Below are 25,788 nucleotides of genomic sequence, written 5' to 3' on the forward strand. Positions count from 1 at the left end.
ACTTAACAGACCGCCTGCGTGCGCTTTACGCCCAGTCATTCCGATTAACGCTTGCACCCTCCGTATTACCGCGGCTGCTGGCACGGAGTTAGCCGGTGCTTCTTCTGCGGGTAACGTCAATCGGTAAGGTTATTAACCTCACCGCCTTCCTCCCCGCTGAAAGTGCTTTACAACCCGAAGGCCTTCTTCACACACGCGGCATGGCTGCATCAGGCTTGCGCCCATTGTGCAATATTCCCCACTGCTGCCTCCCGTAGGAGTCTGGACCGTGTCTCAGTTCCAGTGTGGCTGGTCATCCTCTCAGACCAGCTAGGGATCGTCGCCTAGGTGAGCCATTACCTCACCTACTAGCTAATCCCATCTGGGCACATCTGATGGCGAGAGGCCCGAAGGTCCCCCTCTTTGCTCTTGCGAGGTTATGCGGTATTAGCTACCGTTTCCAGTAGTTATCCCCCTCCATCAGGCAGTTTCCCAGACATTACTCACCCGTCCGCCGCTCGTCACCCAGGGAGCAAGCTCCCCCGTGCTACCGCTCGACTTGCATGTGTTAGGCCTGCCGCCAGCGTTCAATCTGAGCCATGATCAAACTCTTCAATTTAAGATTTGTTTGATTTGCTGAACTCGTCAGCGATGCTCAAAGAATTAAAACTATTTATTCGTAATGAATTTACTGTTGTTCACTCTTCAAGACTTTTTTATATCGTTAAGATACGGTCTTGTGAGTGCCCACACAGATTGTCTGATTAAATTGTTAAAGAGCAGTGCGTTGTGGTCTTAACCACTTCGCGAGGTGGCGTATATTACGCTATTCACCTTCAGAGTCAACGCTTATTTTAAAGTGTTTTCTCTTTCTTTATCGACCCGGTTGTGTGTTCACAGCGCCGTGTCGATGGAGGCGCATTATAGGGAGCCGATTCAGAAGCGCAAGCAAATCTCGTAAAGTTTTTTCTGTTTGCGCATCTTTCATTCGTTCCGCTTGTTAACTGCGCGTTTTTATCCATTTTGGCAGGTCTGCGAGGCTTTCCAGCACACCATCGGCCAGTGCTTCGCCTTGCTCAGTGACGGGTTTACCAGTACGAACCAGCAGTTTTTTTCCTATACCAGCGCCAATTGCAGCCTGAATATCCTCTAATTTGTCTCCCACCATATAGGAAGCCGCCATATCAATGTTCAGCTCACGCTGTGCGGAAAGCAGCATACCAGGCTCAGGCTTACGACAATCACAGCTCTGGCGATACTCACCTTCTCCAGCTTCAGGGTGATGCGGACAAAAATAGATGCCATCCAGATCAACACCACGATCGGCCAGTGACCAGTCCATCCACTCCGTCAGTTGCATAAACTGATCTTCTGTAAACTTACCGCGGGCGATACCGGACTGATTCGTCACCACAACCAGCGCGAACCCCATGCTTTTCAACTCACGCATGGCATCGATGACGCCATCAATAAATTGAAAATGGTCAATGTCATGAACATAACCGTGATCGACATTGATCGTGCCGTCACGATCAAGAAAAACTGCTGGAACGCTTTGTGCCACTGACTTTGCTCCTGAATGCCTAAATTACGCAGTAGTATCGCATGTTTTCACGCATAGGGAGAATGCAGAGCCATGACAATCCCGATTGACTTAGACGTCTAGACGCCCTAACATCCGTTTCATATTCTGTTAATTCAGAAACTGATTTATCCAGCCATAGGCACTCACGATAAAAAACATATGATTGAACTTTCTAATATTACTAAGGTTTTTCAGCAAAACGGGCGAACAATTACCGCGCTTGCTGATGTCAGCCTTCATGTTCCCACCGGGCAAATTTATGGCGTTATCGGCGCATCAGGCGCAGGTAAAAGTACACTAATCCGCTGCGTCAATTTATTGGAACGTCCGACAGAAGGGAAAGTGCTGGTCGATGGGCAAGAGTTGACTAAGCTGTCAGATAGCCAGTTGACGCGTGCACGCCGCCAAATCGGCATGATTTTCCAACACTTCAACCTGCTCGCTTCGCGCACCGTGTTTGGCAACATATCACTACCGCTGGAATTGGATAACACGCCGAAAGCCGACATAACCAAACGAGTCAATGAGTTGTTGGAGTTGGTTGGCCTGGCAGATAAACATGATGTCTACCCGGCCAATTTGTCCGGCGGACAAAAGCAGCGCGTCGCCATTGCCCGTGCGCTGGCTAGCAATCCTAAAGTTCTGCTGTGTGACGAAGCGACCAGCGCCTTGGATCCTGCAACAACCCGTTCAATTCTTGAGTTACTGAAAGACATCAATCGCCGCCTCGGTCTAACCATCCTTCTTATTACCCATGAGATGGACGTGGTGAAACGCATTTGCGATCAGGTTGCGGTGATTAGCGACGGGCGACTCATTGAGCAGGACACCGTAAGCGAAGTCTTCTCACACCCGAAAACGCCGCTGGCGCAGAAATTCATTCAGTCAACGTTACACCTGGACATCCCAGACGATTACCTCACTCGTCTGTCACCTGACTCTCGTCCGGATTCCACACCGTTATTACGAATGGAGTTTACGGGTAAATCGGTGGATGCTCCGCTGCTGTCCGAGGTTGCTCGACGCTTTAACGTCAACAACAACATTATCAGCGCCCAGATGGATTATGCCGGTGGTGTTAAGTTCGGCATCATGCTGGCAGAAATGCACGGCAACGATGCGGATATCAAAGCCGCAATCCAATTTCTGCAGGAAAGTCACGTTACAATTGAGGTTCTGGGTTATGTCTGAAGCAATGATGTGGTTAATGGCTAAGGGAGTATGGGAAACCGTCGCGATGACGTTCGTTTCTGGTTTCTTTGGCTTTGTGCTTGGCTTACCCGTAGGCGTTTTGTTGTATACCACACGTCCGGGGCAAATCATCGCCAACCCAAAACTCTACCGAACCGTTTCTGCACTGGTAAACATCTTCCGCTCGATTCCATTCATTATTTTGCTGGTGTGGATGATTCCTTTTACCCGCATCATTGTCGGAACCTCGATTGGTCTGCAAGCGGCTATCGTTCCCCTCACCGTAGGTGCAGCGCCGTTTATTGCCCGCATGGTGGAAAATGCGCTGCTTGAAATTCCTACCGGCCTGATCGAAGCCGCTCGTGCGATGGGTGCAACGCCAATGCAAATCATCAGAAAAATATTACTGCCGGAAGCATTACCAGGACTCATTAATGCCGCAACTATCACGCTAATCACACTCGTAGGCTATTCTGCTATGGGTGGAGCCGTGGGCGCAGGCGGCTTAGGTCAAATTGGTTATCAGTATGGTTATATTGGTTATAACGCGACGGTCATGAATACGGTATTAATATTACTGGTTGTTTTGGTTTACCTGATTCAATTCTGCGGCGACAGGGCAGTAAAAGCTGTCACACACAAGTAGTCATCACAATACGCATTTGCCATACAGGCATCTGCCAAGAGAATAATTAATTAGGGGTAAGGATATGGCGATTAAACTGAAATCTATTGCGACCATTGGCGCACTTATTGGTGCTCTGGCGCTAGCGGGATGTGGTCAGGAAGAAAAGAATCCTAATCATATTAAAGTCGGCGTTATTGTTGGTGCAGAGCAGCAAGTGGCGGAAGTCGCACAGAAAGTGGCGAAAGACAAATACGGCCTGGACGTTGAATTGGTCACATTCAACGACTACGTTTTGCCAAATGAAGCTCTGAGCAAAGGCGACATCGACCTGAATGCCTTCCAGCACAAACCTTATCTGGATCAGCAGATCAAAGATCGTGGTTATAAACTGGTTTCTGTCGGCAATAGCTTTGTTTACCCAATCGCGGGTTACTCCAAAAAAATCAAATCGCTGAATGAGCTGCAAGATGGTGCTCAAGTTGCGCTGCCAAACGATCCAACCAACCTGGGCCGTTCTCTGCTGCTGCTGCAAAAAGTCGGCTTGATTAAACTGAAAGACAACGTTGGTCTGCTGCCAACCGTACTGGATGTGACTGAAAACCCGAAAAACATCAAACTGGTTGAGCTGGAAGCACCACAGCTGCCACGTTCTTTAGATGACGCACAAATCGCGCTGGCTGTAATCAACACCACTTACGCTAGCCAGATTAACCTGACGCCAACCAAAGATGGCCTGTTTGTTGAAGAGAAAGACTCTCCGTATGTAAACCTGTTGGTTTCACGCGAAGACAACAAAGACGCTGAAAACGTGAAGAAATTCGTTCAGGCTTATCAGTCTGATGAAGTGAATGACGCAGCAAATAAAATCTTTAATGGCGGCGCAGTGAAAGGCTGGTAATCCCATCCTAACGCGTTTAATTAAAAGATATCTGTAAGACGGGCTATGGCCCGTCTTGTTATTTGTGCAATTGCTTGCTTCAATACCCGCTCTTTGAGAAAAAGCAGAGGAATCCTTAATGCGTGCTGTTCCCTTTATATTGTTGGCCATGTCGCTGACAGGCTGTTCTTTATTTCAGAAGCCACCGGCACCGGCACCTCAACCCGCGATTGAAACCAAAACTGTAGAACCTGCGCCTAAACCGAAGCCTGTGGCTCGCCCGACGCCAGCGGTGTTATATAAAAGTGCAGAAGAATTAGTCGGTAAACCTTTCCGTGATATGGGCGAAGTTTCAGGCTCCTCATGTCAGGTCAGCGCTCAGGACTCTCCCCCTAACGCGGCAAATGCGCGTAAAAGAATGCAAAACCGCGCTACGGCAATGAAAGCTAATGCGGTTTTACTGCATGAATGCCAAACCGTCAGCGGTGTAGCGGGTTGCTACAGCCAGGTCGTTTGCCAAGGCACCGCGCTGAAAGTTTCTGCACAATGAGTCAATTTGTTTTCAATCAGATCGGGATTATCCGCTCACCGTATAAAGAAAAGTTTGCCATTCCGCGGCAGCCGGGTCTGATTGAAGACGGAGGCGGAGAGCTTCAGCTATTACCGCCGTACAATCAGGCAGACTGTGTGCGGGGGCTGGAAGATTTCAGCCATATTTGGATAGTGTTCATTTTTCATCAAACGATGGAAGGCGGCTGGCGTCCGACAGTTCGACCACCGCGTCTGGGAGGAAATACACGTACGGGCGTTTTCGCTACGCGTTCCACCTTCCGTCCCAATCCTGTTGGCATGTCGCTGGTTGAATTAAAAGGCATCCGAGCAAAAGGCGATGCGATTACGCTCGACTTAGGCAGTCTCGATCTGGTTGATGGCACACCGGTCATCGATATCAAACCTTACCTACCCTTTGCAGAAAGCCATCCTCAAGCACGAGCGGGCTTTGCCCAAATGGCACCCGATGCCGCGATGCCCGTCGCTTTCTCCCCTCTTGCGGAAAGCCAGATCGCAGAACACCAAAAGAAATATCCCCAGTTAAAACGCTTTATCTCTCAGGTTTTGGCACAGGATCCGCGCCCCGCCTACCGTAAAGGGGAAAGCACTACACGGGAATACGCCGTTTTACTATTGGAATTCAATGTGCGTTGGCGCGTCAGCGAAGAACAAACCGAAGTGTTAAGTCTCGACCCGTCACATACGTGTTAATACATTAACCGCAGCAATATATTCTAAAATTGTCCCTGCTCTCTTTTGACACGTCGCCCACGCTGGTAAACTAAGCCACTTTTTATGTGCCTTCGGCTGCGCGGCAGCCCTATGCTACTTGTCGTTCTAACGGAACTAAAACCCCATGCGTACTAGCCAATACATGCTCTCCACACTCAAGGAGACACCAGCCGATGCAGAAGTCATCAGCCATCAGTTGATGCTCCGGGCAGGAATGATTCGTAAACTGGCCTCAGGTCTTTACACCTGGTTGCCGACCGGTTTACGTGTTTTGAGAAAAGTTGAAAATATCGTGCGCGAAGAGATGAACAACGCTGGCGCGATTGAAGTGTCCATGCCCGTTGTTCAGCCTGCCGATTTATGGGTGGAAAGTGGACGTTGGGATCAATATGGCCCGGAACTGCTGCGCTTTGTCGATCGTGGTGAGCGCCCATTTGTGCTCGGCCCAACACACGAAGAAGTGATTACCGATCTGATTCGTAATGAAATTAGCTCTTATAAACAGCTGCCGCTGAATTTCTTCCAGATTCAAACCAAATTCCGCGATGAAGTGCGCCCACGTTTTGGCGTCATGCGCTCACGTGAATTCCTGATGAAAGACGCCTACTCTTTCCATACCTCGCAGGAATCATTGCAGGTCACTTACGACGCGATGTACGCCGCTTACAGCCAGATTTTCAGCCGCATGGATCTGGATTTCAGAGCCGTTCAGGCGGATACCGGTTCTATCGGTGGCAATGCCTCCCATGAGTTTCAGGTGCTAGCGACCAGCGGCGAAGACGATATCGTTTTCTCAACGGAATCCGACTACGCGGCAAACATTGAACTGGCAGAAGCTGTCGCGCCGAAGTTAGGCCGCGCTGAAGCGACGGAAGAGTTGCGTCTGGTTGATACGCCAAATGCCAAGACCATCGCCGAGTTGGTTGAGCAGTTTACGTTGCCAGTAGAAAAAACCGTGAAGACGCTGCTGGTTAAAGCAACGGAAGAAAGCGGCCATAAACTGGTTGCCCTGCTGGTTCGCGGCGATCACGAACTGAATGAAATCAAAGCGGAGAAAATTGCTCAAGTAGCCAGCCCACTGACATTCGCAACGGAAGAAGAAATTCGTGCAACTATCGGTGCAGGTCCAGGTTCACTTGGCCCAGTCAAGTTGTCGATTCCTGTTGTTGTCGATCGTACCGTTGCGGCGATGAGCGATTTCAGCGCTGGCGCGAACATTGATGGCAAACACTATTTTGGTATCAACTGGGAACGTGACGTTACGCTGCCGCAGGTTGCAGATATCCGTAACGTAGTTGAAGGCGACATCAGTCCAGACGGTAAAGGCACGCTGCAAATTAAACGCGGTATCGAAGTGGGCCATATTTTCCAACTGGGCAGCAAGTATTCCGAAGCGCTAAAAGCGACGGTTCAAGGTGAAGACGGCCGTAACCAGACGCTGACGATGGGTTGCTACGGTATTGGGGTGACGCGCGTTGTCGCAGCGGCGATTGAGCAAAACCATGACGAACGCGGCATCATCTGGCCAGACGCGATTGCACCTTTCCACGTTGCTATTCTGCCAATGAACATGCACAAGTCTTTCCGCGTGAAGGAAGTGGCTGAGGATATCTACCAGCAGCTGCGCGCTAAAGGCATTGAAGTTCTGCTGGATGACCGTAAAGAGCGTCCAGGCGTGATGTTCGCCGATATGGAGTTGATTGGTGTGCCGCATACCATCGTCATTGGCGATCGCAATCTGGATAGCGAAGAGATTGAATATAAGAACCGTCGAGTCGGTGAAAAGCAAATGATTAAAACCAGCGAAATCATCGATTTCCTGCTGGCGAATATCGTACGCTAATCGCTGTCGGACCGCCCTTTCACGCGAAAGGGCGAATACAGACATAAAAAAATGGTGGGTCTCCCCACCATTTTTTATTTCAAGACATCAGTAACGCGTCACGAATTATTCACGAAACAGTTCTTCAATGCTCAACCCCTGAACCTGCAAAATTTCCCGCAGGCGGCGTAAGCCTTCAACCTGAATCTGGCGAACACGTTCACGCGTTAAGCCGATTTCACGACCCACATCTTCCAGCGTAGCCGCTTCGTACCCTAGCAGGCCGAAACGACGCGCCAACACCTCACGCTGTTTGGCATTAAGCTCAAACAACCATTTAACGATATTCTGCTTCATATCGTTATCCTGAGTGGTGTCTTCAGGTCCGTTATCTTTTTCGTCTGCCAGAATATCCAGCAGCGCTTTTTCCGAATCGCCACCCAGCGGGGTATCGACGGAAGTAATACGTTCATTCAGGCGCAGCATGCGGTTGACGTCATCAACAGGTTTATCAAGCTGTTCGGCGATTTCTTCCGCACTCGGCTCGTGATCCAGTTTATGAGACAGTTCGCGCGCAGTGCGCAGATAAACGTTGAGTTCTTTGACAATGTGAATCGGCAAACGGATGGTGCGGGTTTGATTCATGATCGCCCGTTCTATCGTCTGTCGAATCCACCAAGTTGCGTAGGTTGAAAAACGGAATCCTCTTTCTGGATCGAATTTTTCAACCGCACGGATCAGGCCGAGGTTCCCCTCTTCAATCAGGTCCAGCAGCGCCAGACCACGATTGTTGTATCGGCGGGCAATTTTCACCACCAGCCGCAGGTTACTCTCGATCATCCGTCGGCGCGATGGGACATCGCCACGCAACGCGCGTCGGGCAAAATAAACTTCTTCTTCTGCGGTTAAAAGCGGCGAATAGCCGATCTCTCCTAAATAGAGCTGTGTTGCGTCAAGGACACGCTGTGGGACCCCTTGCGATAACAGCTCGTCTTCCGCCGAGTCATTATCATTGGTATCTTCCTCTGCCAGCGCTTTATCGTCAAAAACGTCAAGTCCATTTTCTTCGAAATCGGTATCTTCATGTAACTCGTTAACTTTCAGCGTACTTTGGCTCATAAGTGGCTCCTACCCGTGATCCCTTGGCAGAATACCGAAATACTCTGCCCGATTTATCGCTGCGGCAGAAAACGCAGCGGGTTTACGGATTTCCCCTTGTAACGAATTTCAAAGTGCAAGCGAACTGAGCTGGTGCCCGTACTGCCCATCGTAGCGATTTTTTGTCCTGCCGTGACGTCTTGTTGCTCACGGACTAGCATCGTATCGTTATGGGCATAGGCACTGAGGTAGTCATCATTATGTTTGATGATTATCAGATTTCCGTAACCACGTAGCGCATTACCCGCGTACACCACGCGCCCACTGGCGGTTGCGGTGATCGGTTGCCCACGTGAGCCGGCGATATCAATCCCTTTATTTCCCCCCTCAGAAGCGGAGAAACTATCTATGACTTTCCCATCGGTAGGCCAACGCCAACTGCCAACAGCAGCCGTATTGCTGCTGGCAACAGCCGCTGGTGCGGAAACAGGAGCGGTTGTTGGTGCCCCTGTCGTAGGTAACATCTTACCTACATTCTGTTTACCCTGATTACCAGAATACGCATTAGTTGACTGAGAATCAACCGATGTAGTTTGTATTTGCGCACTTGATGGCGGCGTAGGTATACCACCTCGGGTGGCATCGGTTGTTGCCAACATTCCACCACCGCTCGTCAGGCCACCGCCCGACGCGTTGTTGCCAGATCCGCTGCCTAAATTCAGTGATTGCCCCACATTCAGGCTGTATGGCTCAGGAATATTGTTGCGTTGCGCCAGATCCCGGTAGTCATTACCGGTAATCCACGCGATATAAAACAGGGTATCGCCCCGTTTAACTGTGTAGGCATTGCCGCCGCTGTAGCTGCCTTTCGGAATATTGCCGTAGCTGCGGTTGTAAACAATTCGTCCGTCGGACGTTGTTGCAACGCTTTCACCCGCCGTTGAAATGCGTGATGGTGGCGCAGATAACATTCCCCCTCGGTTGCCCGTATTTCCGTCAACGCTGCTGATCGGTGCGGATTTGGAATTATTGTTGGTACATCCCGCCAATCCTAAGACAATCACCGTACAAGCAGCAATGTGACGCAAATTCATCATTCGGCTTCCCATGCGCCTTACTCCCCTATAACTATAGCGTTCAAAAAAGTGTCGATAACATTCAAAAAACAGTAATACTCAGAACTCAATTCGGACATGTCTGCCTCGCATCTGCTCTACGCTTAACGGGTTGTAGCTCAACAGCCCTTAGCGTAAGTGATTGTAGCGTAACCGGTATCCGGTGATTTATTCGTTAGTTGGAACGAGAAAGATCGCTACTTCACCATCGCTGGCGCATAAGCAAAACGAGAAAGGCACCACGATGATTAGATGCTAACAATATCAACAAGTTCGCACTATAAAACAGTTGTGTTGAAATTTTAAAGACTTAACAACAAATACGTACCAACGCCACGGTATCAGGCTAATTCCCCTTTGACCAGAGGAACAAACCGAACAGCTTCAACCGTTTGAATAATAAATTCGCCAGCATGGCGTTGAACAATTTGTAAGTATTGTGACTGTTCACCAACAGGCAACACCATCACGCCGCCTTCATCAAGCTGTTCCATCAGCGCTCGGGGAATTTCCGGCGGTGCAGCAGTGACGATGATGGCATCAAACGGCCCGCGCGACGCCCAGCCCTGCCACCCATCGCCATGACGGGTAGAAACATTATGCAGATCAAGCTGCTTTAAGCGACGTTTAGCCTGCCATTGCAGCCCTTTGATGCGCTCAACCGAGCAAACGTGCCGCACCAAATGCGCCAGAATTGCCGTTTGATAACCCGACCCAGTGCCAATCTCCAGCACGCGGGATTCGGGCGTCAGGCTGAGCAGCTCCGTCATCTTCGCAACGATATAGGGCTGCGAAATCGTCTGGCCGGAACCAATAGGCAGAGCGGTATTTTCATACGCTTTATGCTCAAAAGCCTCATCAACAAAACGTTCTCTGGGTACGGCTTCTATCGCCTTCAGCAGACGCTCGTCCTGAATGCCCTGCTGGCGCAGCTGCGCCAACAACGTTTCTATACGCTTGTTTACCATTCCCCGCCGACCTCAGTTCTGGTTAACCTCGTCACCAATACAGCAATTTTCCCGCACAGGGGTAAGCTAACCGCCGCTATCGCACGGTTGCCAGCATTATTGTTTTCAACTATTTTCTGCAAAAAACGTATCGCAGTACATCAGGCACCGAGATCGGTATCCTGCTGTGAATGCAGCAATTCACGCACCACGCTGGTCGCAAAACTGCCCGCAGGTAGCCAAAACTTCACTTCCACGGTCGCATCGTCCTGCCATTCCCAATGCATCTGCTGCGGATACAGCAGCACCGCACGCCGGGCAGGTTCGACCCGCTCACGCTTAATCAAAGACCACAGCGTGTCTTGTCCGAGCAAAGCCTGTTCTTCAAATACCCGCGCGTCATCCTGCGTGCCCAGTTCACCATCACCAGGCAGCGGCGCGGTAATCTGGAGTTCGCCCGCATCAAGGCGCGTCTGTAAAACGTCTAATTCATCAGGCTTAGCAACAAACCAGCTGCCGCGCCCTGTTAGCTGCAATGCATCACCACACAAGACCGTTTTCGCCTTCTGCTCCGCGAGTCGTGCACTGGCAACCTGATTAAACATCGCACTGCGGCTGGCGGAAAGATAAAAACTCCGCTTACTGCGTTCTTTTACCCGAATTTCGTTATTCGCCCAAAGACGAGCCTGCTCAAGATTATTTCCGTTGCGCCCGAAACGCTGGCTGCCGAAATAATTAGGTGCGCCGTTCGCGGCGATCAGCGCCAAACGCGCGTCGACCTCGTTTCGGTCGCTAACCTGACGCAGCACCAGCGTAAAATGGTTACCTCGCAGCGTACCAATCCGCAGCTTGCGACGATGGCGAGTCACCTCAAGCACATCACAGCCTTCAAGCGCCAGCGAGGAGAAATCAGGCGTCTCTTTTCCCGGCATGTGCAGGCAGAACCACTGTTCGGTGACAGCATGACGATCTTTCAGGCCCGCATAGCTAACGGCACGCAGCGGTAGACGAACAAATTTCGCCAGCATCTCGGCCACAAATTGCGTATTGCAACCGCGTTTGCGCACGCGCACCAATACCTGCTCACCGTCACCATCTGGCTGAAACCCCAGATCTTCCACCACCAGGAAATCTTCAGCAGTGGATTTCAATGAGCCAGTAGCCTGTGGTTCACCGTGCAACCAGACGAGTTGTTCGTTATTTTCCATCGTTATCCTACAAAGTGCATGACCGGATGACGCACGGCCACGACATTGTTTTTTATACTGTTAACTTTCTATGACTGATAAGACTATCGCTTACCACGCAACAATTTCGCCCGTTCCTTTTTTCACCAGCAGCGCAACGGCTTCGCAGGCAATGCCTTCGCCGCGACCAGTAAAGCCCAACTGTTCTGTTGTGGTCGCTTTCACATTGACGTCGTCCATATGGCACTGCAAATCTTCCGCCAGATTCACGCGCATTTGCGGGATATGCGGTGCCATTTTCGGCGCCTGCGCAATAATCGTGACGTCCAGATTGCCTAACTGGTAGCCTTTTTCATTGATACGACGCCAGGCTTCACGCAGCAGGCCACGGCTGTCCGCGCCTTTAAAGGCCGGATCGGTATCAGGAAACAGCTTGCCAATGTCACCCAGCGCGGCGGCCCCCAACAGGGCATCGGTCACCGCATGCAGCACCACATCCCCATCGGAATGCGCCAGCAGGCCTTGAGTATAAGGAATTCGCACGCCACCGATCACCAGCGGACCTTCTCCACCGAACTTATGGACATCAAAACCGTGACCGATACGCATCGCGCGTTCTCCTTATCTGTATTTAACGAATAAATTTAGCGAATAAAATGAGGTTACTGCAAACTGGTTAAATAGAATTCGGCTAATGCCAAATCCTCTGGACGAGTGACTTTGATATTATCTGAACGTCCGCTGATAATTTGCGGGCGATAGCCACAGTATTCCAACGCAGAGGCTTCATCTGTGACGGCAACACCATCCTGAATCGCCCGTTGCAGGCACTGTTTCAACAGCGCCGCAGGAAAAAGCTGCGGCGTCAGCGCATGCCATAAATCGTTACGTTCTACCGTGCTATCGATAAAGCCGTCCGTGCCGCGCTTCATGGTATCACGAACCGGCGCTGCCAGAATTCCACCAACGTCACTCTGCTCAACAATCGCCAGCAGGCGCGTCAGATCGTCCTGATGCAGACACGGACGCGCCGCGTCATGCACTAACGCCCATGCGCTATCGGCAACGGCGGACAGCCCAGCCAGCACGGAATCCGCACGCTGCTGCCCGCCCGTCACGGCACAAATACGGGGATCGTTGGCAATCGCCAGGGTATGAAAGAATGCGTCATCAGGACTGATAACGACGACGACACGCTGCACGCGTGAATGGCGTAAAAGCGCGTCGATGGTATGTTCAAGAATGGTTTTATGGCCGGTCGCATCATTGCCAATCGTCAGATACTGCTTAGGACGATCGTTTTGCATCCGGCTGCCGTTACCCGCAGCGGGTAAAACGGCAACAATGTCAGGCGGGGAAAGGCGTGGTGTCTGCATGCGTCAACGTTGTGTGTTGTTGGATGGAGCGTTATTAGATGACGTCGTATTCGCGTTACGATGGTTCGATTCTGGCACCAGACGATAGAAGCTTTCACCGGGTTTAATCATCCCCAGCTCATTGCGTGCACGCTCTTCAATCGCTTCCTGTCCGCCATTGAGGTCGTCAATTTCAGCAAACAGCTGTTCGTTACGGTCTTTTAATTTGGCATTGTTCCCCTGCTGGACAACAACATCATCTTTCACCCGAACATAATCATGAATGCCATTCTTGCCCAGCCACAGTGAGTACTGAAGCCAGCCAAGCAATATCAATAATAACAGCGTAAGCTTTCCCATCCCGCCCCCTGAAAAACCGTCTAATCATCCCATAACTTTTGTTTCGACTCCACTGTGTCCGGCAGTGGGAGGCGATATTCACCCTGCCGCGTGCCCAAATGGGGATATTTCGGGCAGAAGAGCACGCCAAACGCGCGCCCGCGCCACACTCACGTCGTCCATTCATCCTCTCGTACTTTCTATTCATCAAAAGACGCAAGCGCATAGCATCTGCCTGGCTAAAACCGTCCATAGGAAAAACGTCAGTTGAACCATTAATGCTATCTGTGTATTTTTATGCATACAAAGTGCATAAAAAAAGAAAATTTTACATTTAAACCAGGAGAAAACCATGTTCAAAAAATTGTTATTCGTTGGTGCGCTCTTCACTACCGCACTATCCACTACCGTACTCCCCACCAGCGCCTTCGCTGCGGAACCTACTTACGTTGTAGGTTCTGGCGGAACCTATCGTCCCTTTGAATTTGAAAATGCGCAGAAAGAGCTGGAAGGCTTTGATATTGATATTATTAAAGCGATCGCCAAGGCGGAGAATTTTAATATCAAGCTGATCAATACGCCGTGGGAAGGGATCTTCGCGACCCTTAACTCCGGCGACCGCGACATTATCATTTCCGGTATCACGATTACCGACAAACGTAAGCAAATGGTCGATTTCTCCGCACCGTATTTCCCAGCCGAGCAGTCCATCGTGGTGCCTAAAGGCTCGACGATCGATTCGATTGTGGCGCTGAAAGATCACAAAGTCGGCGTCGTGAACTCCAGTACCGCCGATATCGTGGTCTCCGATGTATTAGGTAAAAACAGTACATCGATTAAGCGCTTTGATAACACCCCGTTAATGTTACAAGAGCTGTATGAAGACGGTGTGGGCGCAGCGGTTGGCGACGTGGGCGTGGTGAAGTTTTACATTAAGACTCACCCTGAAAAACAGTTCAATCTGGTTTCCGACGCTAAATTCGAACGCCAGTATTTCGGGATCGCCGTCGCGAAAGGCAATGATCAACTGCGCGCGAAGATTAACTCCGGGCTGAAAAAAATCGTTGCTGATGGCACCTACGCCAAGATCTATCAAACCTGGTTTGATAACAACGTCCCGACCTTACCCGCAGAATAACGCCAGCAAGACACCGCGCACCTCTCCAGGTCTCAACCGCCTCACACGAGACGTCGCATCAACCGGACAGCTAACCTGTCCGGTTTAATTTAGAATAATCATTACGTTAGCCTATTCAAAAAAGGAAACGATCTTGACGGGATTTCGTTGGGAGATCATTCAGGAATATGCCCCGCTGTTTATGGAAGGCACCTGGATGACCATCAAATGCACCATTATCTGTGTCATTCTTGGCACCTGCTGGGGATTAACGCTCGGATTAGGTCGCTTAGCACAGGCACCGCACGGGCCGTGGAAATATATCCTGCACTACGGTGTGCAATGGCCGGTACGCATCTACATCAGCGCCTTCCGCGGTACGCCGCTGTTTGTACAAATCATGGTGGTGCACTTCGCGCTGGTGCCGCTGTTCATCAATCCGCGTGACGGGCTGCTGGTGACCAGCAATATTATGTCGGTCGATTTTGCCCGCACGCTACGCTCAGATTACGGCGCGTTCCTCTCTTGCGTCGTGGCGATTACGCTGAATGCGGGTGCCTATGTCTCTGAGATATTCCGCGCCGGTATTCAGTCGATCGATCGCGGCCAGATGGAAGCGTCACGCTCTCTCGGCATGAGTTATGGCCGCACCATGCGGAAAGTCATTCTGCCGCAGGCTTTTCGCCGCATGCTGCCGCCGCTGGGCAACAACGCCATAGCGATTGTAAAAGATTCGTCGCTGGCTTCGGCAATCGGCTTGGCGGATCTCGCCTATGCCGCTCGTACGGTGTCAGGGGCTTACGCCACGTACTGGGAACCCTACCTGACGATTTCTATCGTTTATTGGGTTATTACTTTCCTGCTTTCGCTGCTGGTGCGGCACATGGAAACGAGGTTTGGCAAAAGTGATTCACGTTAAAAACCTGCAAAAACAGTTTGGTGATACGCATGTCCTGCGCGGTATTTCCTGCGACATCGCCCCTCAGGAAGTGCTCTGCCTGATTGGCCCATCCGGTTCGGGAAAAAGTACCTTTCTGCGCTGCATCAACGCACTGGAGACGCTGTCGGCAGGCGAGATCACGGTCAACGGTTTTGCCATTCACGATCAGAAAACCAATATCAATCGCGTGCGTGAAAGCGTGGGGATGGTGTTCCAGCGCTTTAATCTGTTTCCACACATGACGGTGCTGGAAAACATCATTATGGCACCGATGGATGTGAAAAAATTGCCGCGAGCACAAGCCGTTGAACGGGCTAAAGCGTTGCTCAGCAAGGTTGGCCTGCTGGATAAAATCGATGCCTGGCCGAATAGCCTGTCCGGTGGACAGCAACAGCGTGTCGCGATTGCCCGCGCATTAGCGATGGAACCCGCGATCATGCTATTCGATGAACCGACATCCGCGCTGGACCCGGAGCTGGTTGGCGAAGTGTTAGCGGTTATGAAAACGCTGGCAAATGAAGGCATGACGATGGTCATCGTGACCCATGAAATGGCCTTTGCCAGAGAAGTGGCCGATAGGGTGATCTTTATCGATCAGGGGATTATTCAGGAACAGGGAACGCCAGAAGCGATCTTTACTCACCCGAGTAACCCGCGCACGCAGGCTTTCCTGAGCAAGATACTGTAAATACGGCGAGACCATGGGCTGTCAGCGTCTTCCTCGCTGGCAGCCTTTTTCTTTTACCACCCCATCAGAAAAGAAAATACCAGCCAAAACAGGCAGACCACCGTCAGCCCTGTCGCAAAAAGCGTATAAAAAAGATAGCCTCTCAGCAGAAAGCTAAACCCGACGCCAACCAGCACTGAAAACGGCATCAGCGCCAGAAAAAACGGCCAGGTGTAGAGCATGAAGAAAAACGTGGTATTAGAGCCGTATACCAGAAAAGGGATAGTAAAGGCCAACCAATAAAAGGAGAACCCCGTTACCGCCCCCATAAACAGGTAGGAAACGCCGTCATCTTCTTCTTGTTGCGCTGGCCGAGTCTTGCTAATCGTTAACTGCGTGGCATTTTGCATAATCTTTCCCATTCGTCCCCTCATCACCCACTAGCGCGGTGAAAAAAGCGGGATATCAGAGCCTGATAATAGCTCTCTTGCTCAGCAGATCTAACAATTGGCCTGTCAAATTTGTTACTAATTGTTCGCCATCCAGATGACTATCCGGCGCTTCCGGCGCTTCATACGCCGAGTCGATCCCAGTGAAATTACGCAGCTCTCCCGCACGGGCTTTTTTATACAATCCCTTGGGATCGCGCGCTTCACAGGTCGCTAACGGCGTATCCACGAAGACTTCGATGAACTGCCCTTCGCCCAGTAAATCCTGCACCATTTTACGCTCGGCGCGGTGCGGCGAGATAAACGCGGTCAGGACCACCAGACCGGCATCTACCATCAGTTTGGCGACTTCACCCACGCGGCGGATGTTTTCGCGCCGATCGTCGTCGGTGAAGCCTAAATCGCGGCACAACCCGTGCCGTACGTTGTCGCCATCCAACAGATAGGTGCTGACGCCACGCTGATGTAGCGCCTGTTCCAGCGCCCCCGCCAGCGTGGATTTACCGGATCCAGACAACCCGGTAAACCAGATCACGACGCCCTGATGACCATGCAATTTCTCGCGCGACTCACGGGTGACATCGTGCGCATGCCAGACGACGTTATCGTCAGTCGGTTCATCGCGTAAAGACACGTTATTTGCCTCCCAGCAGATCGCGCGCACCCCAGTGTGGGAAGTGGCGACGTACCAGCGCATTTAGTTCCAACTCAAACGCGCTGTGCGCGCCCGGCTCCTGATACACCTGCTCAATAGGTTCCCGCACCAGCCCCGCACCGACCGTGACGTTGCTCAGGCGATCGATAAAGATCATCCCGCCCGTCACCGCATTGTGCTGATAGTTGTCCAACACCAGCGGCTCATCAAAAATCAGCTCAACCGAACCGATACCATTCAGCGGCAGATTCTCCGCGACGCGCTGCGTCAGCGTATTGATCTCAACCTGATACTGAATATTTTCGACCCGAGCGCGCGTTTTCTTACCGCCAATCTTGATGTCGTAACTCTGTCCCGGCACCAGCGGCTGCTCCGCCATCCAGACAACATCCACCAGCGCATGCTGCACCGCTTTCAGCGATTCGCTGCTGTCGATCAGCAGGTCACCACGGCTGATATCCACCTCATCCGCCAGCACCAGCGTAATCGCTTCACCCGCCTGCGCCTGCGGTAAATCCCCGTCAAAGGTCACAATACGGCTGACGGTGGATTCTACGCCGGATGGCAGCACTTTAACCCGTTGCCCAACGCGGATGATGCCGGAGGCCAGCGTGCCCGCGTAGCCGCGGAAATCCAGATTCGGGCGATTCACATACTGCACAGGGAAGCGCATCGGCTGCTCCAGCGTGCGCTGTGCCACATTGACCGTTTCCAGCACGTCCAGCAGCGTCGGTCCGGTATACCAGCCCATCGTCGTACTCGGCGTTGCGACATTGTCGCCATCCAGCGCGGAAATCGGCACAAAGGTGATATTCAGGTCGGCGGGCAGTTGCTGAGCAAAATCCAGATAATCCTGCTTAAACTGCTCAAACACCGTTTGCTGATAATCCACTAAGTCCATTTTGTTCACCGCCACCACCAGATCGCGAATCCCCAGCAGGGTCGCAATGAAGCTGTGACGACGGGTTTGATCCAATACGCCTTTGCGCGCGTCAATCAGCAGGATCGCCAGCTCGCAGGTTGATGCGCCGGTCGCCATGTTGCGGGTGTACTGCTCATGTCCCGGCGTATCAGCGATGATGAATTTGCGTTTTTCCGTGGAAAAATAGCGGTAGGCCACGTCAATCGTGATGCCCTGCTCACGTTCAGCCTGAAGCCCATCAACCAGCAGCGCCAGATCCAGTTTTTCGCCCTGCGTGCCCAGACGCTTGCTGTCATTGTGCAGCGTACTGAGCTGATCTTCATAAATTTGGCGCGTATCGTGCAGCAAACGGCCAATCAGCGTACTTTTTCCATCGTCGACGCTACCGCAGGTCAGGAAACGCAATAGCGTTTTATCCTGCTGCGCGTGTAAATACGCTTCCACACCGCCCTGCTCGGCGATCTGCTGTGCAATCGCATTGTTGATGACGACGGCATCTTTCTCAGCCGCATTGTCTGCCGCTGTGTCTTTTAACGAAGTTTGGCTCATTCGACGATTCCTCAGAAATACCCTTGACGCTTTTTCAGCTCCATTGAACCGGCCTGATCGCGGTCAATTACCCTTCCCTGACGCTCACTGGTGGTGGAAACCAGCATCTCTTCGATGATTTCCGGCAGCGTTTGCGCCTCTGATGCCACCGCGCCGGTCAGCGGCCAGCAGCCCAGCGTGCGGAAGCGCACCATACGCTGTTCGATCACTTCACCAGGTTGCAGATCGATGCGATCGTCATCCACCATCATCAGCATGCCATCGCGTTCCACCACCGGACGCGGCGCGGCCAGATACAGCGGAACAATATCGATGTTTTCCAGATAGATGTATTGCCAGATATCCAGCTCGGTCCAGTTGGAGAGCGGGAAAACGCGGATGCTCTCGCCTTTGTTAATCTGGCCGTTGTAGTTATGCCACAGTTCCGGACGCTGATTCTTCGGATCCCAGCGGTGGAAACGGTCGCGGAAGGAGTAAATACGCTCTTTGGCACGCGATTTCTCTTCATCGCGGCGCGCCCCGCCAAACGCGGCATCAAAACCGTATTTATCCAGTGCCTGCTTCAGCCCTTCGGTTTTCATGATGTCGGTGTGCTTGGCGCTGCCGTGCACAAAGGGGTTAATCCCCAGCGCTTCACCCTGCGGGTTACGGTGTACCAACAGTTCACAACCGTAGGCCTTCGCCGTCCGGTCGCGGAATTCGTACATTTCACGAAATTTCCAGCCGGTATCAACGTGCAGCAGCGGGAAAGGCAGCGATCCCGGATAGAACGCCTTGCGCGCCAGATGCAGCATCACCGAAGAGTCTTTGCCGATGGAGTACATCATCACCGGATTACTGAACTCGGCCGCTACTTCGCGGATGATGTGAATGCTTTCGGCTTCAAGCTGCCGTAAATGCGTGAGTCGTTTCTCGTCCATACCCTTTCCTTAAGCCAAGTTTACTACCGCTGGGCGGCTGTCTTGCGGCACCGTCGGCGTTGTCTGACCAAACCAGGCAATCTGATGGTGTAAATCCACCACCTCGCCAATCACCAGCAGCGCCGGTGTCGGCGCTTGCCGTGCCAAATGTTCTAACTGTTGCAGCGTGCCAATTTGCACCTGCTGATCGTGTCGGGTGCCGCGACTGATCACGGCAACGGGCGTCTGCGATGAACGGCCATGCGCGATCAGCTGCTGTGAAATCTCTGCGGCCTTCATCGTTCCCATGTAAATCGCCAGCGTCTGACGGCCACGCGCCAGCGTCGACCAGTCCAGTGAATCGCCATCCGGGCGACAGTGGCCGGTAATAAAAAGCACGCTCTGCGCGTAGTCACGGTGCGTTAACGGGATCCCCGCATACGCTGTGACGCCTGCCGCCGCCGTCACACCGGGCACCACCTGAAACGTGATGCCGGCCTGCGCCACCGCTTGCAGCTCTTCACCGCCACGGCCAAAAATAAAGGGATCGCCGCCTTTCAGGCGCACTACCCGCTTCCCTTCCTGCGCCAGCTTCACCAGTAGCTGATTAATCTCATCCTGCGGCAACGAATGCGCGCTGGCGCGTTTTCCAACGCAGATGCGTTCGGCGTCGCGACGCACCAAATCCAGCACGTCGGGGCTGACCAGATGGTCATACAGCACCACGTCCGCCTGCTGCATCACCTGTAATCCACGCAGCGTCAGCAGTCCGGCATCACCGGGGCCTGCGCCAACCAGTGCGACTTCGCCACGTGCCGTCGCTGGCTGCTGCTGTTCCTCTTGCTGATGCGCCAGCTGCTGTTGCAATTCATCTTCGGCCTGCGTCAGTTGCCCCGCGGACACCAGCGACGCAAAGCGTCCGACAAACAGCCGCTCCCAAAAGCGACGGCGTGCCGGCATCGAATGCAGTCGGGTTTTAATTCTGTCACGCCAGCTTCCGGCGATATCTGCCATCGTGCCCAAACTGGCGGGCAGTAATGATTCCAGCTTTTCACGCAGCAGACGCGCCAGCACCGGCGCCTGTCCACCCGAGGAAATAGCCACCACCAGCGGAGAGCGATCGACAATCGAGGGGAAAATAAACGAGCACTTCGGCTGATCGTCCACCACGTTCACCAGCAAATGCCGCTGATTCGCCGCCTCAAATACCGCGGCATTCAGCTCAGCGTCATCCGTAGCGGCAATCACCAGAAATACGCCGGATAGCAAATCAGGCGTAAAAACCTGCGCCAGCCATTCAACCTGCCCGGCCTGATGCTGCGCCGCCAACGGTTCCGCCAGCGCCTGCGCGACAATTTTTACCTCCGCACCCGCGCGTTGCAGTAGATCGATTTTGCGCGTAGCAACCTCGCCGCCGCCGACAACCAGTACCGGACGCTGACGAAGATCGGCAAATATAGGGAGATAGTTCACAATCGCCTTAACTAAGCAAAAAAGTAGATAATGCGACTATACGGTGAGGACAGAACACTTATGAAATGCCGAATTGGAATGACAAGTTCCGTAATGGAATAACAACACGTTTACAACCGTTATTCAGGCGATAAAAAACCGGGCAGTGCCCGGTTTTCTGTTTACCCTTCGTGCAACCCGCATTCGCGCTTCAGGCCGAAGAAACGCGTTTCTTCTTCGGCCATACCCGGTTCCCATTTACGGGTGGTGTGCGTATCGCCGACTGACAGATAGCCCTGCTCCCACAGCGGATGGTAACCCAGGCCGTTTTCTTTCAGGTACTGGTACACCGTTCGGTTATCCCAGTCGATAATCGGCAGGAATTTGAAGATGCCGCGCTGAATCGCCAGCACCGGTAATTCCCCTCGGCTGCCGGACTGCTCACGACGCAGGCCAGCAAACCATGTTTTCGCCTTTAACTCACTCAGCGCCCGATTCATCGGCTCGACTTTATTCAGCAGGTTGTAGCGCTCAATGCCTTCCACACCCTGCTCCCACAGCTTGCCGTAGCGCGCCTCTTGCCAGGCCGGGGATTCAGCAGCGCGATACACTTGCAGATTCAGCTTCAGCTGTTCCGTCAGTGCATCAATAAACTGATAGGTTTCAGGAAACAGGTAGCCCGTATCCGTGAGAATAACCGGAATATCCGGCCGCTGTTGCGTCACCAGATGCAGCGATACCGCCGCCTGAATGCCGAAGCTGGACGACAACACATAGTCGCCCGGCAAATTCTCCAGCGCCCAGCTCACTCTTTCCTGCGCCGATAGCTGTTCAAGCTGACCATTTACGACAGCCAGCGCGGCCGCCTGTTCCGCTTTCGGCAACGCGTTGAGCGCCTCAAGGTTAAATTCGGCCATCAGGCTCTCCTGTCAGTCATAAAAATCGCGGGCAGGATCCAGCACCGCTTTGATGATGTTGGTGCGAATCACAAAATCCCCGAAGCCTTCATTCCGCTGGCGATCTTGCGCCCACAGCCCGATAAGCCGATCCATTTCTGCAAGGATCTCGGTTTCATTAATGTTCTCACGATACATACGCGGAATGCGTGTTCCCTCGCGATTCCCGCCCAGATGCAGGTTATAACGCCCCACCGCTTTGCCTACCAGACCGATTTCCGCCAGCATCGCGCGACCGCAGCCGTTCGGGCAACCCGTCACGCGCAGAACGATGTGTTCATCGCCCACGCCGTGCCGCTGCATGATGCCTTCTACTTTCGTGACGAACTCCGGCAGGAAACGCTCAGCTTCCGCCATCGCCAGCGGACAGGTCGGGAACGACACACAGGCCATCGAATTCTTGCGCTGCTCGCTGACCCCGTCATCAATCAGGCCGTGCTCACGCGCCAGTGCCTCAATCTTCGCTTTACTACGCGCAGGGACGCCCGCTATGATCAAATTCTGGTTCGCCGTTAAGCGGAAATCCCCTTTGTGGATTTTGGCAATTTCCGCCAGACCGGTTTTCAGCGGACGACCCGGATAATCCAGAACACGACCGTTTTCGATAAACAGCGTCAGATGCCATTTATTGTCGATGCCTTTTACCCAACCGATGCGATCGCCACGTCCGGTGAATTCATACGGGCGCACCGCTTCAAATTTCACACCGGCACGCGCTTCCACTTCCTGCTTAAAGTTGTCTACGCCTACGCGTTCCAGCGTGTATTTGGTTTTCGCGTTTTTACGGTTAGTACGGTTACCCCAATCGCGCTGCGTGGTCACCACCGCTTCCGCAATGGCCAGCGTATGCTCAATGGAAATGTAGCCCAGCTCACTGGCGGTACGCGGGTAAGTTTCTTTGTCGCCGTGTGCGATAGAGAGCCCGCCGCCCACCAGCACGTTGAAGCCCACCAGACGGCCGTTATCGGCAATCGCAACGAAGTTGAGATCGTTCGCATGCAGATCGATATCATTCTGCGGCGGGATCACCACTGTGGTTTTGAACTTACGCGGCAGATACGTTGAACCTAAAATCGGCTCTTCATCCGTCGTGGCGACTTTCTCCTGATCCATCCAGATCTCAGCATAGGCGCGCGTACGCGGCAGCAGATGCTCAGAAATCTTTTTCGCCCACTCATAGGCCTGCTGATGCAGTTCGGATTCTATCGGGTTAGACGTACACAGCACGTTACGGTTCATATCATTCGCCGTCGCCAGCGCGTCCAGCCCGATGCTATTCAGCATCTGGTGTACCGGTTTCACGTTCGATTTGAGAATACCGTGATACTGGAATGTCTGGCGGTTCGTGATGCGAATGCTGCCGTAGATCGTATTTTCAGTCGCAAATTTGTCGATCCGCAGCCACTGCTCTGGCGTCATCACGCCACCGGGAAGACGGCAGCGCAGCAGCATCGCATGACGCGGCTCCAGCTTCTGCTCGGCACGTTCGGCGCGAATATCGCGGTCATCCTGCTGATACATACCGTGGAAACGGATCAGCAGAAAGTTATCGCCCCTGAAGCCGCCGGTCAGACCATCGTTCAGGTCTTCAGCAATCGTGCCGCGCAGAAAGTTACTTTCTGTCTTCATGCGCTCAGCATCAGCGAGTTTCCCTTCTACCACCAAGGGGCCGGGGTGTTTTTCACTGAAAACGTATTTTTCACTCATTAGTACACATCTCGCTGATAACGGCGCTCAAGGCGCAGATCGCTTAAAAACTCATCGGCCTGTTCACTGTCCATGCCGCCATGCTCAACTATCACATCCAGCAGTGCCCGCTCGACGTCTTTCGCCATACGGTTGGCATCACCGCACACGTACAGGTGCGCGCCATCCTGAATCCAGCGCCAGACTTCCGCGCCTTTTTCCCGCAGTTTGTCCTGCACGTAAACTTTATGCGCCTGATCGCGCGACCAGGCCAGGTCGATGTTGGTTAGCAGGCCATCTTTAACGTAACGCTGCCATTCAACCTGATACAGAAAATCTTCCGTAAAGTGTGGGTTGCCGAAGAACAGCCAGTTTTTCCCTTCAGCCCCATCGGCATCGCGCTGCTGCATAAAGGCGCGGAACGGCGCGATTCCGGTGCCCGGCCCGATCATGATGACCGGCGCATCGGCATTCGCAGGCAGACGGAAGTTATCGTTATGTTCGATGAAGACGCGGATTTCATCGTCTTCACTCAGCCTGTCGGCCAGATAGCTGGAAGCGCCACCGGCGCGCTCGCGGCCTTCGTATTCGTAGCGCACCACGCCAACGGTGATGTGCACTTCGCTTTCGACTTCCGCCTGCGAGGAGGCAATAGAGTAAAGACGCGGCGTCAGCGGACGCAGCAGACCCAGCAGTTGCTCCGCCGTCAGTTCCGTCGGCGCTTGTCGCACCATATCAACCAGCGGTGTGCGCTGCGCGAACTGCTGAAGCGCAGGTTTATCGGCCAACAGTGACAGCAGCGTTTCATTACGCGACAGTGCCGCATATTTCTCGACAATCGGCGCGGTGTTCTGCGTCAGCTCAAAGTGGCTTTTCAGCGCCTGCGATAGTGGCAGCGTCTTACCGTCAACGCTGACGGACTCATCGCCTTTCAGCCACAGCAGTTCCAGCAATTCCTGCACCAGCGCAGGATCGTTATCGAACCACACGCCCAGCGCATCTCCCGGCTGGTAACGCAAACCGGAATCGCCCAAGTCGATCTCGATATGGCGAACATCCTTTTCGGAGTTACGCCCGGTCACTTTCTGATTAACGGCAAACGTGGCATGCAGCGGTGAGGATTTGCTGTACGGGCTGCTGGTAATTTCATCCAGTGCGCCCTGAGCGGCAATTTGCGCGACGGCTTCGCCCTGAACCGGCACTCGCGCCTGCAAAATATCAACCAGCTGACGTCGCCATTGTTCGGCAAGCCCCTGATAATCCACATCGGCATCTACGCGATCCAGCAGACGTTCAGCGCCTAGCTCAGCCAGACGGCTATCGAAATCTTTACCCGCCTTACTGAAGAATTCATAGGAAGTATCGCCCAGACCAAACACGGCAAACGCGGTGTCTTTCATCTCCGGGGCTTTTTTGGACAGCAGGAACTTGTGCAGCGCGACGGCTTCTTCCGGCGGCTCCCCTTCCCCCTGCGTCGAGGCCACGATCAGCAGCAGTTTTTCCTGCCCGATTTGCTTGAATTTGTAATCACCCGCATTGACCAGATTGACGGACAGCTTGGCTGCCAACAGATCGTCACGTAGCTGTTCCGCCACCCGACGTGCATTGCCGGTCTGTGAGGCGGAAATCAGCGTAATCGTTTGTACTGGCACCGTGACTGCGGATGCCGTCGTTGCCGTGGCGGCGATCGTCCCCGGCTGCACGTTCCCAGGCTGCTGTACCAGCCCCCAGAAATAGCCGGATAGCCAGGCCAGCTGCGTCGATGAGAAATCACCGGTTGCCGCCTGTAAACGCGTTAATTGCTCCGCACTCAGCGGAAGCAATGAAGTGGGGGAAACCGGAGTAGTCATTGTGATTTCTGTTTCCTTGTGCCTGTGCTGTTAGCCAACGACGCTAATACAAAAATAGGCAATAAAAAGATGAATGGAGGATAAGGGTAACGATCTGCATCTTAACAATTAAAGAAATGATGGAAATATTAAATAACCAAAATGACTAAATGGTTTTTCTGATAGTCCTTATTGCTTAAAGTGTTATGCCTGATAGCACCTACGCTTCAAGCCTGTCGCGAGAGAAATACAGGTAGGAT

General features: G+C 52.7%; 25 protein-coding genes and 1 rRNA gene. 9 read left to right on the forward strand and 17 right to left on the reverse strand.

Annotation, left to right across the window (positions count from 1 at the left end; genetic code table 11):
- A 16S ribosomal RNA gene (locus Q3A88_RS08205) occupies positions 1–598 on the reverse strand; the annotation flags it as partial.
- 381 nt (positions 599–979) lie between these two features.
- Positions 980–1,543, reverse strand: coding sequence for a D-glycero-beta-D-manno-heptose 1,7-bisphosphate 7-phosphatase (gmhB, locus tag Q3A88_RS08210; RefSeq protein WP_014916450.1), 564 nt, complete (start codon positions 1,541–1,543; stop codon positions 980–982).
- A gap of 180 nt (positions 1,544–1,723) precedes the next feature.
- On the opposite strand from gmhB, the gene metN reads away from it, so the two are divergent.
- The 6 genes from metN to proS all read left to right on the forward strand — a co-directional run bounded on the left by metN (position 1,724) and on the right by proS (position 7,387).
- Positions 1,724–2,755, forward strand: a complete 1,032-nt coding sequence (metN, locus tag Q3A88_RS08215; RefSeq protein WP_110162519.1) for a methionine ABC transporter ATP-binding protein MetN — start codon at positions 1,724–1,726, stop codon at positions 2,753–2,755.
- On the forward strand, positions 2,748–3,401 hold the full coding sequence (locus Q3A88_RS08220) for a methionine ABC transporter permease MetI (RefSeq protein WP_010681577.1): 654 nt from the start codon (positions 2,748–2,750) through the stop codon (positions 3,399–3,401). Before metN ends, Q3A88_RS08220 begins: the two co-directional genes overlap by 8 nt.
- 64 nt (positions 3,402–3,465) lie before the next feature.
- Positions 3,466–4,281 carry a MetQ/NlpA family lipoprotein gene (locus Q3A88_RS08225; RefSeq protein WP_010681578.1) on the forward strand — a complete coding sequence of 272 codons (816 nt, stop codon included), beginning with the start codon at positions 3,466–3,468 and terminating at the stop codon, positions 4,279–4,281.
- A 118-nt stretch (positions 4,282–4,399) separates the two neighbouring features.
- A complete protein-coding gene (gene rcsF / locus Q3A88_RS08230; protein ID WP_010681579.1) occupies positions 4,400–4,810 on the forward strand; it encodes an Rcs stress response system protein RcsF in 411 nt (136 codons plus the stop codon).
- The gene (tsaA, locus tag Q3A88_RS08235) at positions 4,807–5,523 is read left to right on the forward strand and encodes a tRNA (N6-threonylcarbamoyladenosine(37)-N6)-methyltransferase TrmO (RefSeq protein ID WP_039283021.1); all 717 of its coding nucleotides are present in this window, start codon (positions 4,807–4,809) and stop codon (positions 5,521–5,523) included. The genes rcsF and tsaA overlap by 4 nt, the downstream gene beginning before the upstream one ends.
- 145 nt (positions 5,524–5,668) lie before the next feature.
- On the forward strand, positions 5,669–7,387 hold the full coding sequence (gene proS / locus Q3A88_RS08240; protein ID WP_039283024.1) for a proline--tRNA ligase: 1,719 nt from the start codon (positions 5,669–5,671) through the stop codon (positions 7,385–7,387).
- Positions 7,388–7,492: 105 nt separating this feature from the next.
- Here the strand turns inward: proS and rpoS are convergent, their stop codons facing one another.
- From rpoS to ftsB, 7 genes are all read right to left on the reverse strand, one after another.
- Positions 7,493–8,485 (reverse strand): RNA polymerase sigma factor RpoS, encoded by a 993-nt coding sequence (gene rpoS / locus Q3A88_RS08245; protein ID WP_010299820.1) that lies wholly within the window; start codon positions 8,483–8,485, stop codon positions 7,493–7,495.
- A gap of 53 nt (positions 8,486–8,538) precedes the next feature.
- Entirely contained in the window at positions 8,539–9,561 is a 1,023-nt protein-coding gene (gene nlpD / locus Q3A88_RS08250) for a murein hydrolase activator NlpD (protein WP_180791620.1), read from the reverse strand.
- Positions 9,562–9,920: 359 nt separating this feature from the next.
- Entirely contained in the window at positions 9,921–10,547 is a 627-nt protein-coding gene (locus Q3A88_RS08255) for a protein-L-isoaspartate(D-aspartate) O-methyltransferase (RefSeq protein WP_010681583.1), read from the reverse strand.
- Between the two features lie 140 nt (positions 10,548–10,687).
- Positions 10,688–11,734 (reverse strand): tRNA pseudouridine(13) synthase TruD, encoded by a 1,047-nt coding sequence (gene truD, locus Q3A88_RS08260; protein ID WP_039283030.1) that lies wholly within the window; start codon positions 11,732–11,734, stop codon positions 10,688–10,690.
- A gap of 90 nt (positions 11,735–11,824) precedes the next feature.
- A complete protein-coding gene (gene ispF, locus Q3A88_RS08265) occupies positions 11,825–12,322 on the reverse strand; it encodes a 2-C-methyl-D-erythritol 2,4-cyclodiphosphate synthase (RefSeq protein ID WP_014916457.1) in 498 nt (165 codons plus the stop codon).
- 53 nt (positions 12,323–12,375) lie between these two features.
- Positions 12,376–13,089 (reverse strand): 2-C-methyl-D-erythritol 4-phosphate cytidylyltransferase, encoded by a 714-nt coding sequence (ispD, locus tag Q3A88_RS08270; protein WP_317177718.1) that lies wholly within the window; start codon positions 13,087–13,089, stop codon positions 12,376–12,378.
- A gap of 3 nt (positions 13,090–13,092) precedes the next feature.
- Entirely contained in the window at positions 13,093–13,428 is a 336-nt protein-coding gene (ftsB, locus tag Q3A88_RS08275; protein ID WP_010681587.1) for a cell division protein FtsB, read from the reverse strand.
- Between the two features lie 331 nt (positions 13,429–13,759).
- Between ftsB and Q3A88_RS08280 the strand changes: the two genes are divergently transcribed.
- The 3 genes from Q3A88_RS08280 (at position 13,760) to Q3A88_RS08290 (ending at position 16,152) form a co-directional block, all read left to right on the forward strand.
- Positions 13,760–14,545 carry a basic amino acid ABC transporter substrate-binding protein gene (locus tag Q3A88_RS08280; protein ID WP_039283036.1) on the forward strand — a complete coding sequence of 262 codons (786 nt, stop codon included), beginning with the start codon at positions 13,760–13,762 and terminating at the stop codon, positions 14,543–14,545.
- A 133-nt stretch (positions 14,546–14,678) separates the two neighbouring features.
- Positions 14,679–15,443, forward strand: a complete 765-nt coding sequence (locus Q3A88_RS08285; protein ID WP_014916460.1) for an amino acid ABC transporter permease — start codon at positions 14,679–14,681, stop codon at positions 15,441–15,443.
- Positions 15,430–16,152, forward strand: coding sequence for an amino acid ABC transporter ATP-binding protein (locus Q3A88_RS08290; RefSeq protein ID WP_039509935.1), 723 nt, complete (start codon positions 15,430–15,432; stop codon positions 16,150–16,152). The genes Q3A88_RS08285 and Q3A88_RS08290 overlap by 14 nt, the downstream gene beginning before the upstream one ends.
- Before the next feature lie 53 nt (positions 16,153–16,205).
- Here Q3A88_RS08290 and Q3A88_RS08295 read toward each other — a convergent pair whose 3' ends face one another.
- From Q3A88_RS08295 to cysJ, 8 genes are all read right to left on the reverse strand, one after another.
- Complete coding sequence (locus Q3A88_RS08295; protein WP_039509936.1) at positions 16,206–16,541, reverse strand: DUF3561 family protein; 336 nt, start codon at positions 16,539–16,541, stop codon at positions 16,206–16,208.
- A gap of 55 nt (positions 16,542–16,596) precedes the next feature.
- A complete protein-coding gene (gene cysC, locus Q3A88_RS08300) occupies positions 16,597–17,277 on the reverse strand; it encodes an adenylyl-sulfate kinase (RefSeq protein WP_233990519.1) in 681 nt (226 codons plus the stop codon).
- Entirely contained in the window at positions 17,216–18,643 is a 1,428-nt protein-coding gene (gene cysN / locus Q3A88_RS08305; RefSeq protein WP_039285240.1) for a sulfate adenylyltransferase subunit CysN, read from the reverse strand. The genes cysC and cysN overlap by 62 nt, the downstream gene beginning before the upstream one ends.
- A 74-nt stretch (positions 18,644–18,717) precedes the next feature.
- Positions 18,718–19,626 (reverse strand): sulfate adenylyltransferase subunit CysD, encoded by a 909-nt coding sequence (gene cysD, locus Q3A88_RS08310; protein ID WP_039361211.1) that lies wholly within the window; start codon positions 19,624–19,626, stop codon positions 18,718–18,720.
- A gap of 9 nt (positions 19,627–19,635) precedes the next feature.
- Positions 19,636–21,078: a siroheme synthase CysG gene (gene cysG / locus Q3A88_RS08315; protein WP_110162513.1), complete on the reverse strand. Its 1,443-nt coding sequence runs from the start codon at positions 21,076–21,078 to the stop codon at positions 19,636–19,638.
- Between the two features lie 161 nt (positions 21,079–21,239).
- Positions 21,240–21,974, reverse strand: a complete 735-nt coding sequence (locus Q3A88_RS08320; RefSeq protein WP_110162512.1) for a phosphoadenylyl-sulfate reductase — start codon at positions 21,972–21,974, stop codon at positions 21,240–21,242.
- A 12-nt stretch (positions 21,975–21,986) separates the two neighbouring features.
- The gene (cysI, locus tag Q3A88_RS08325) at positions 21,987–23,720 is read right to left on the reverse strand and encodes an assimilatory sulfite reductase (NADPH) hemoprotein subunit (protein WP_317177719.1); all 1,734 of its coding nucleotides are present in this window, start codon (positions 23,718–23,720) and stop codon (positions 21,987–21,989) included.
- Complete coding sequence (cysJ, locus tag Q3A88_RS08330; RefSeq protein ID WP_110162511.1) at positions 23,720–25,549, reverse strand: NADPH-dependent assimilatory sulfite reductase flavoprotein subunit; 1,830 nt, start codon at positions 25,547–25,549, stop codon at positions 23,720–23,722. The genes cysI and cysJ overlap by 1 nt, the downstream gene beginning before the upstream one ends.
- Positions 25,550–25,788 lie beyond the last annotated feature (239 nt).

The sequence above is a fragment of the Pectobacterium sp. HCp5_1 genome (assembly GCF_032905925.1).
Taxonomy (GTDB): Bacteria; Pseudomonadota; Gammaproteobacteria; order Enterobacterales; family Enterobacteriaceae; genus Pectobacterium; species Pectobacterium brasiliense_A.

Coding starts and splice junctions, on each gene's coding strand:
- metN (WP_110162519.1), top strand. CDS start 1,724: ATGATTGAACTTTCTAATATTACTAAGGTTTTTCAGCAAAACGGGCGA.
- Q3A88_RS08220 (WP_010681577.1), top strand. CDS start 2,748: ATGTCTGAAGCAATGATGTGGTTAATGGCTAAGGGAGTATGGGAAACC.
- Q3A88_RS08225 (WP_010681578.1), top strand. CDS start 3,466: ATGGCGATTAAACTGAAATCTATTGCGACCATTGGCGCACTTATTGGT.
- rcsF (WP_010681579.1), top strand. CDS start 4,400: ATGCGTGCTGTTCCCTTTATATTGTTGGCCATGTCGCTGACAGGCTGT.
- tsaA (WP_039283021.1), top strand. CDS start 4,807: ATGAGTCAATTTGTTTTCAATCAGATCGGGATTATCCGCTCACCGTAT.
- proS (WP_039283024.1), top strand. CDS start 5,669: ATGCGTACTAGCCAATACATGCTCTCCACACTCAAGGAGACACCAGCC.
- rpoS (WP_010299820.1), bottom strand. CDS start 8,485: ATGAGCCAAAGTACGCTGAAAGTTAACGAGTTACATGAAGATACCGAT.
- nlpD (WP_180791620.1), bottom strand. CDS start 9,561: ATGATGAATTTGCGTCACATTGCTGCTTGTACGGTGATTGTCTTAGGA.
- Q3A88_RS08255 (WP_010681583.1), bottom strand. CDS start 10,547: ATGGTAAACAAGCGTATAGAAACGTTGTTGGCGCAGCTGCGCCAGCAG.
- truD (WP_039283030.1), bottom strand. CDS start 11,734: ATGGAAAATAACGAACAACTCGTCTGGTTGCACGGTGAACCACAGGCT.
- ispF (WP_014916457.1), bottom strand. CDS start 12,322: ATGCGTATCGGTCACGGTTTTGATGTCCATAAGTTCGGTGGAGAAGGT.
- ispD (WP_317177718.1), bottom strand. CDS start 13,089: ATGCAGACACCACGCCTTTCCCCGCCTGACATTGTTGCCGTTTTACCC.
- ftsB (WP_010681587.1), bottom strand. CDS start 13,428: ATGGGAAAGCTTACGCTGTTATTATTGATATTGCTTGGCTGGCTTCAG.
- Q3A88_RS08280 (WP_039283036.1), top strand. CDS start 13,760: ATGTTCAAAAAATTGTTATTCGTTGGTGCGCTCTTCACTACCGCACTA.
- Q3A88_RS08295 (WP_039509936.1), bottom strand. CDS start 16,541: ATGCAAAATGCCACGCAGTTAACGATTAGCAAGACTCGGCCAGCGCAA.
- cysC (WP_233990519.1), bottom strand. CDS start 17,277: ATGCGCTGGTACGTCGCCACTTCCCACACTGGGGTGCGCGCGATCTGC.
- cysD (WP_039361211.1), bottom strand. CDS start 19,626: ATGGACGAGAAACGACTCACGCATTTACGGCAGCTTGAAGCCGAAAGC.
- Q3A88_RS08320 (WP_110162512.1), bottom strand. CDS start 21,974: ATGGCCGAATTTAACCTTGAGGCGCTCAACGCGTTGCCGAAAGCGGAA.
- cysI (WP_317177719.1), bottom strand. CDS start 23,720: ATGAGTGAAAAATACGTTTTCAGTGAAAAACACCCCGGCCCCTTGGTG.
- cysJ (WP_110162511.1), bottom strand. CDS start 25,549: ATGACTACTCCGGTTTCCCCCACTTCATTGCTTCCGCTGAGTGCGGAG.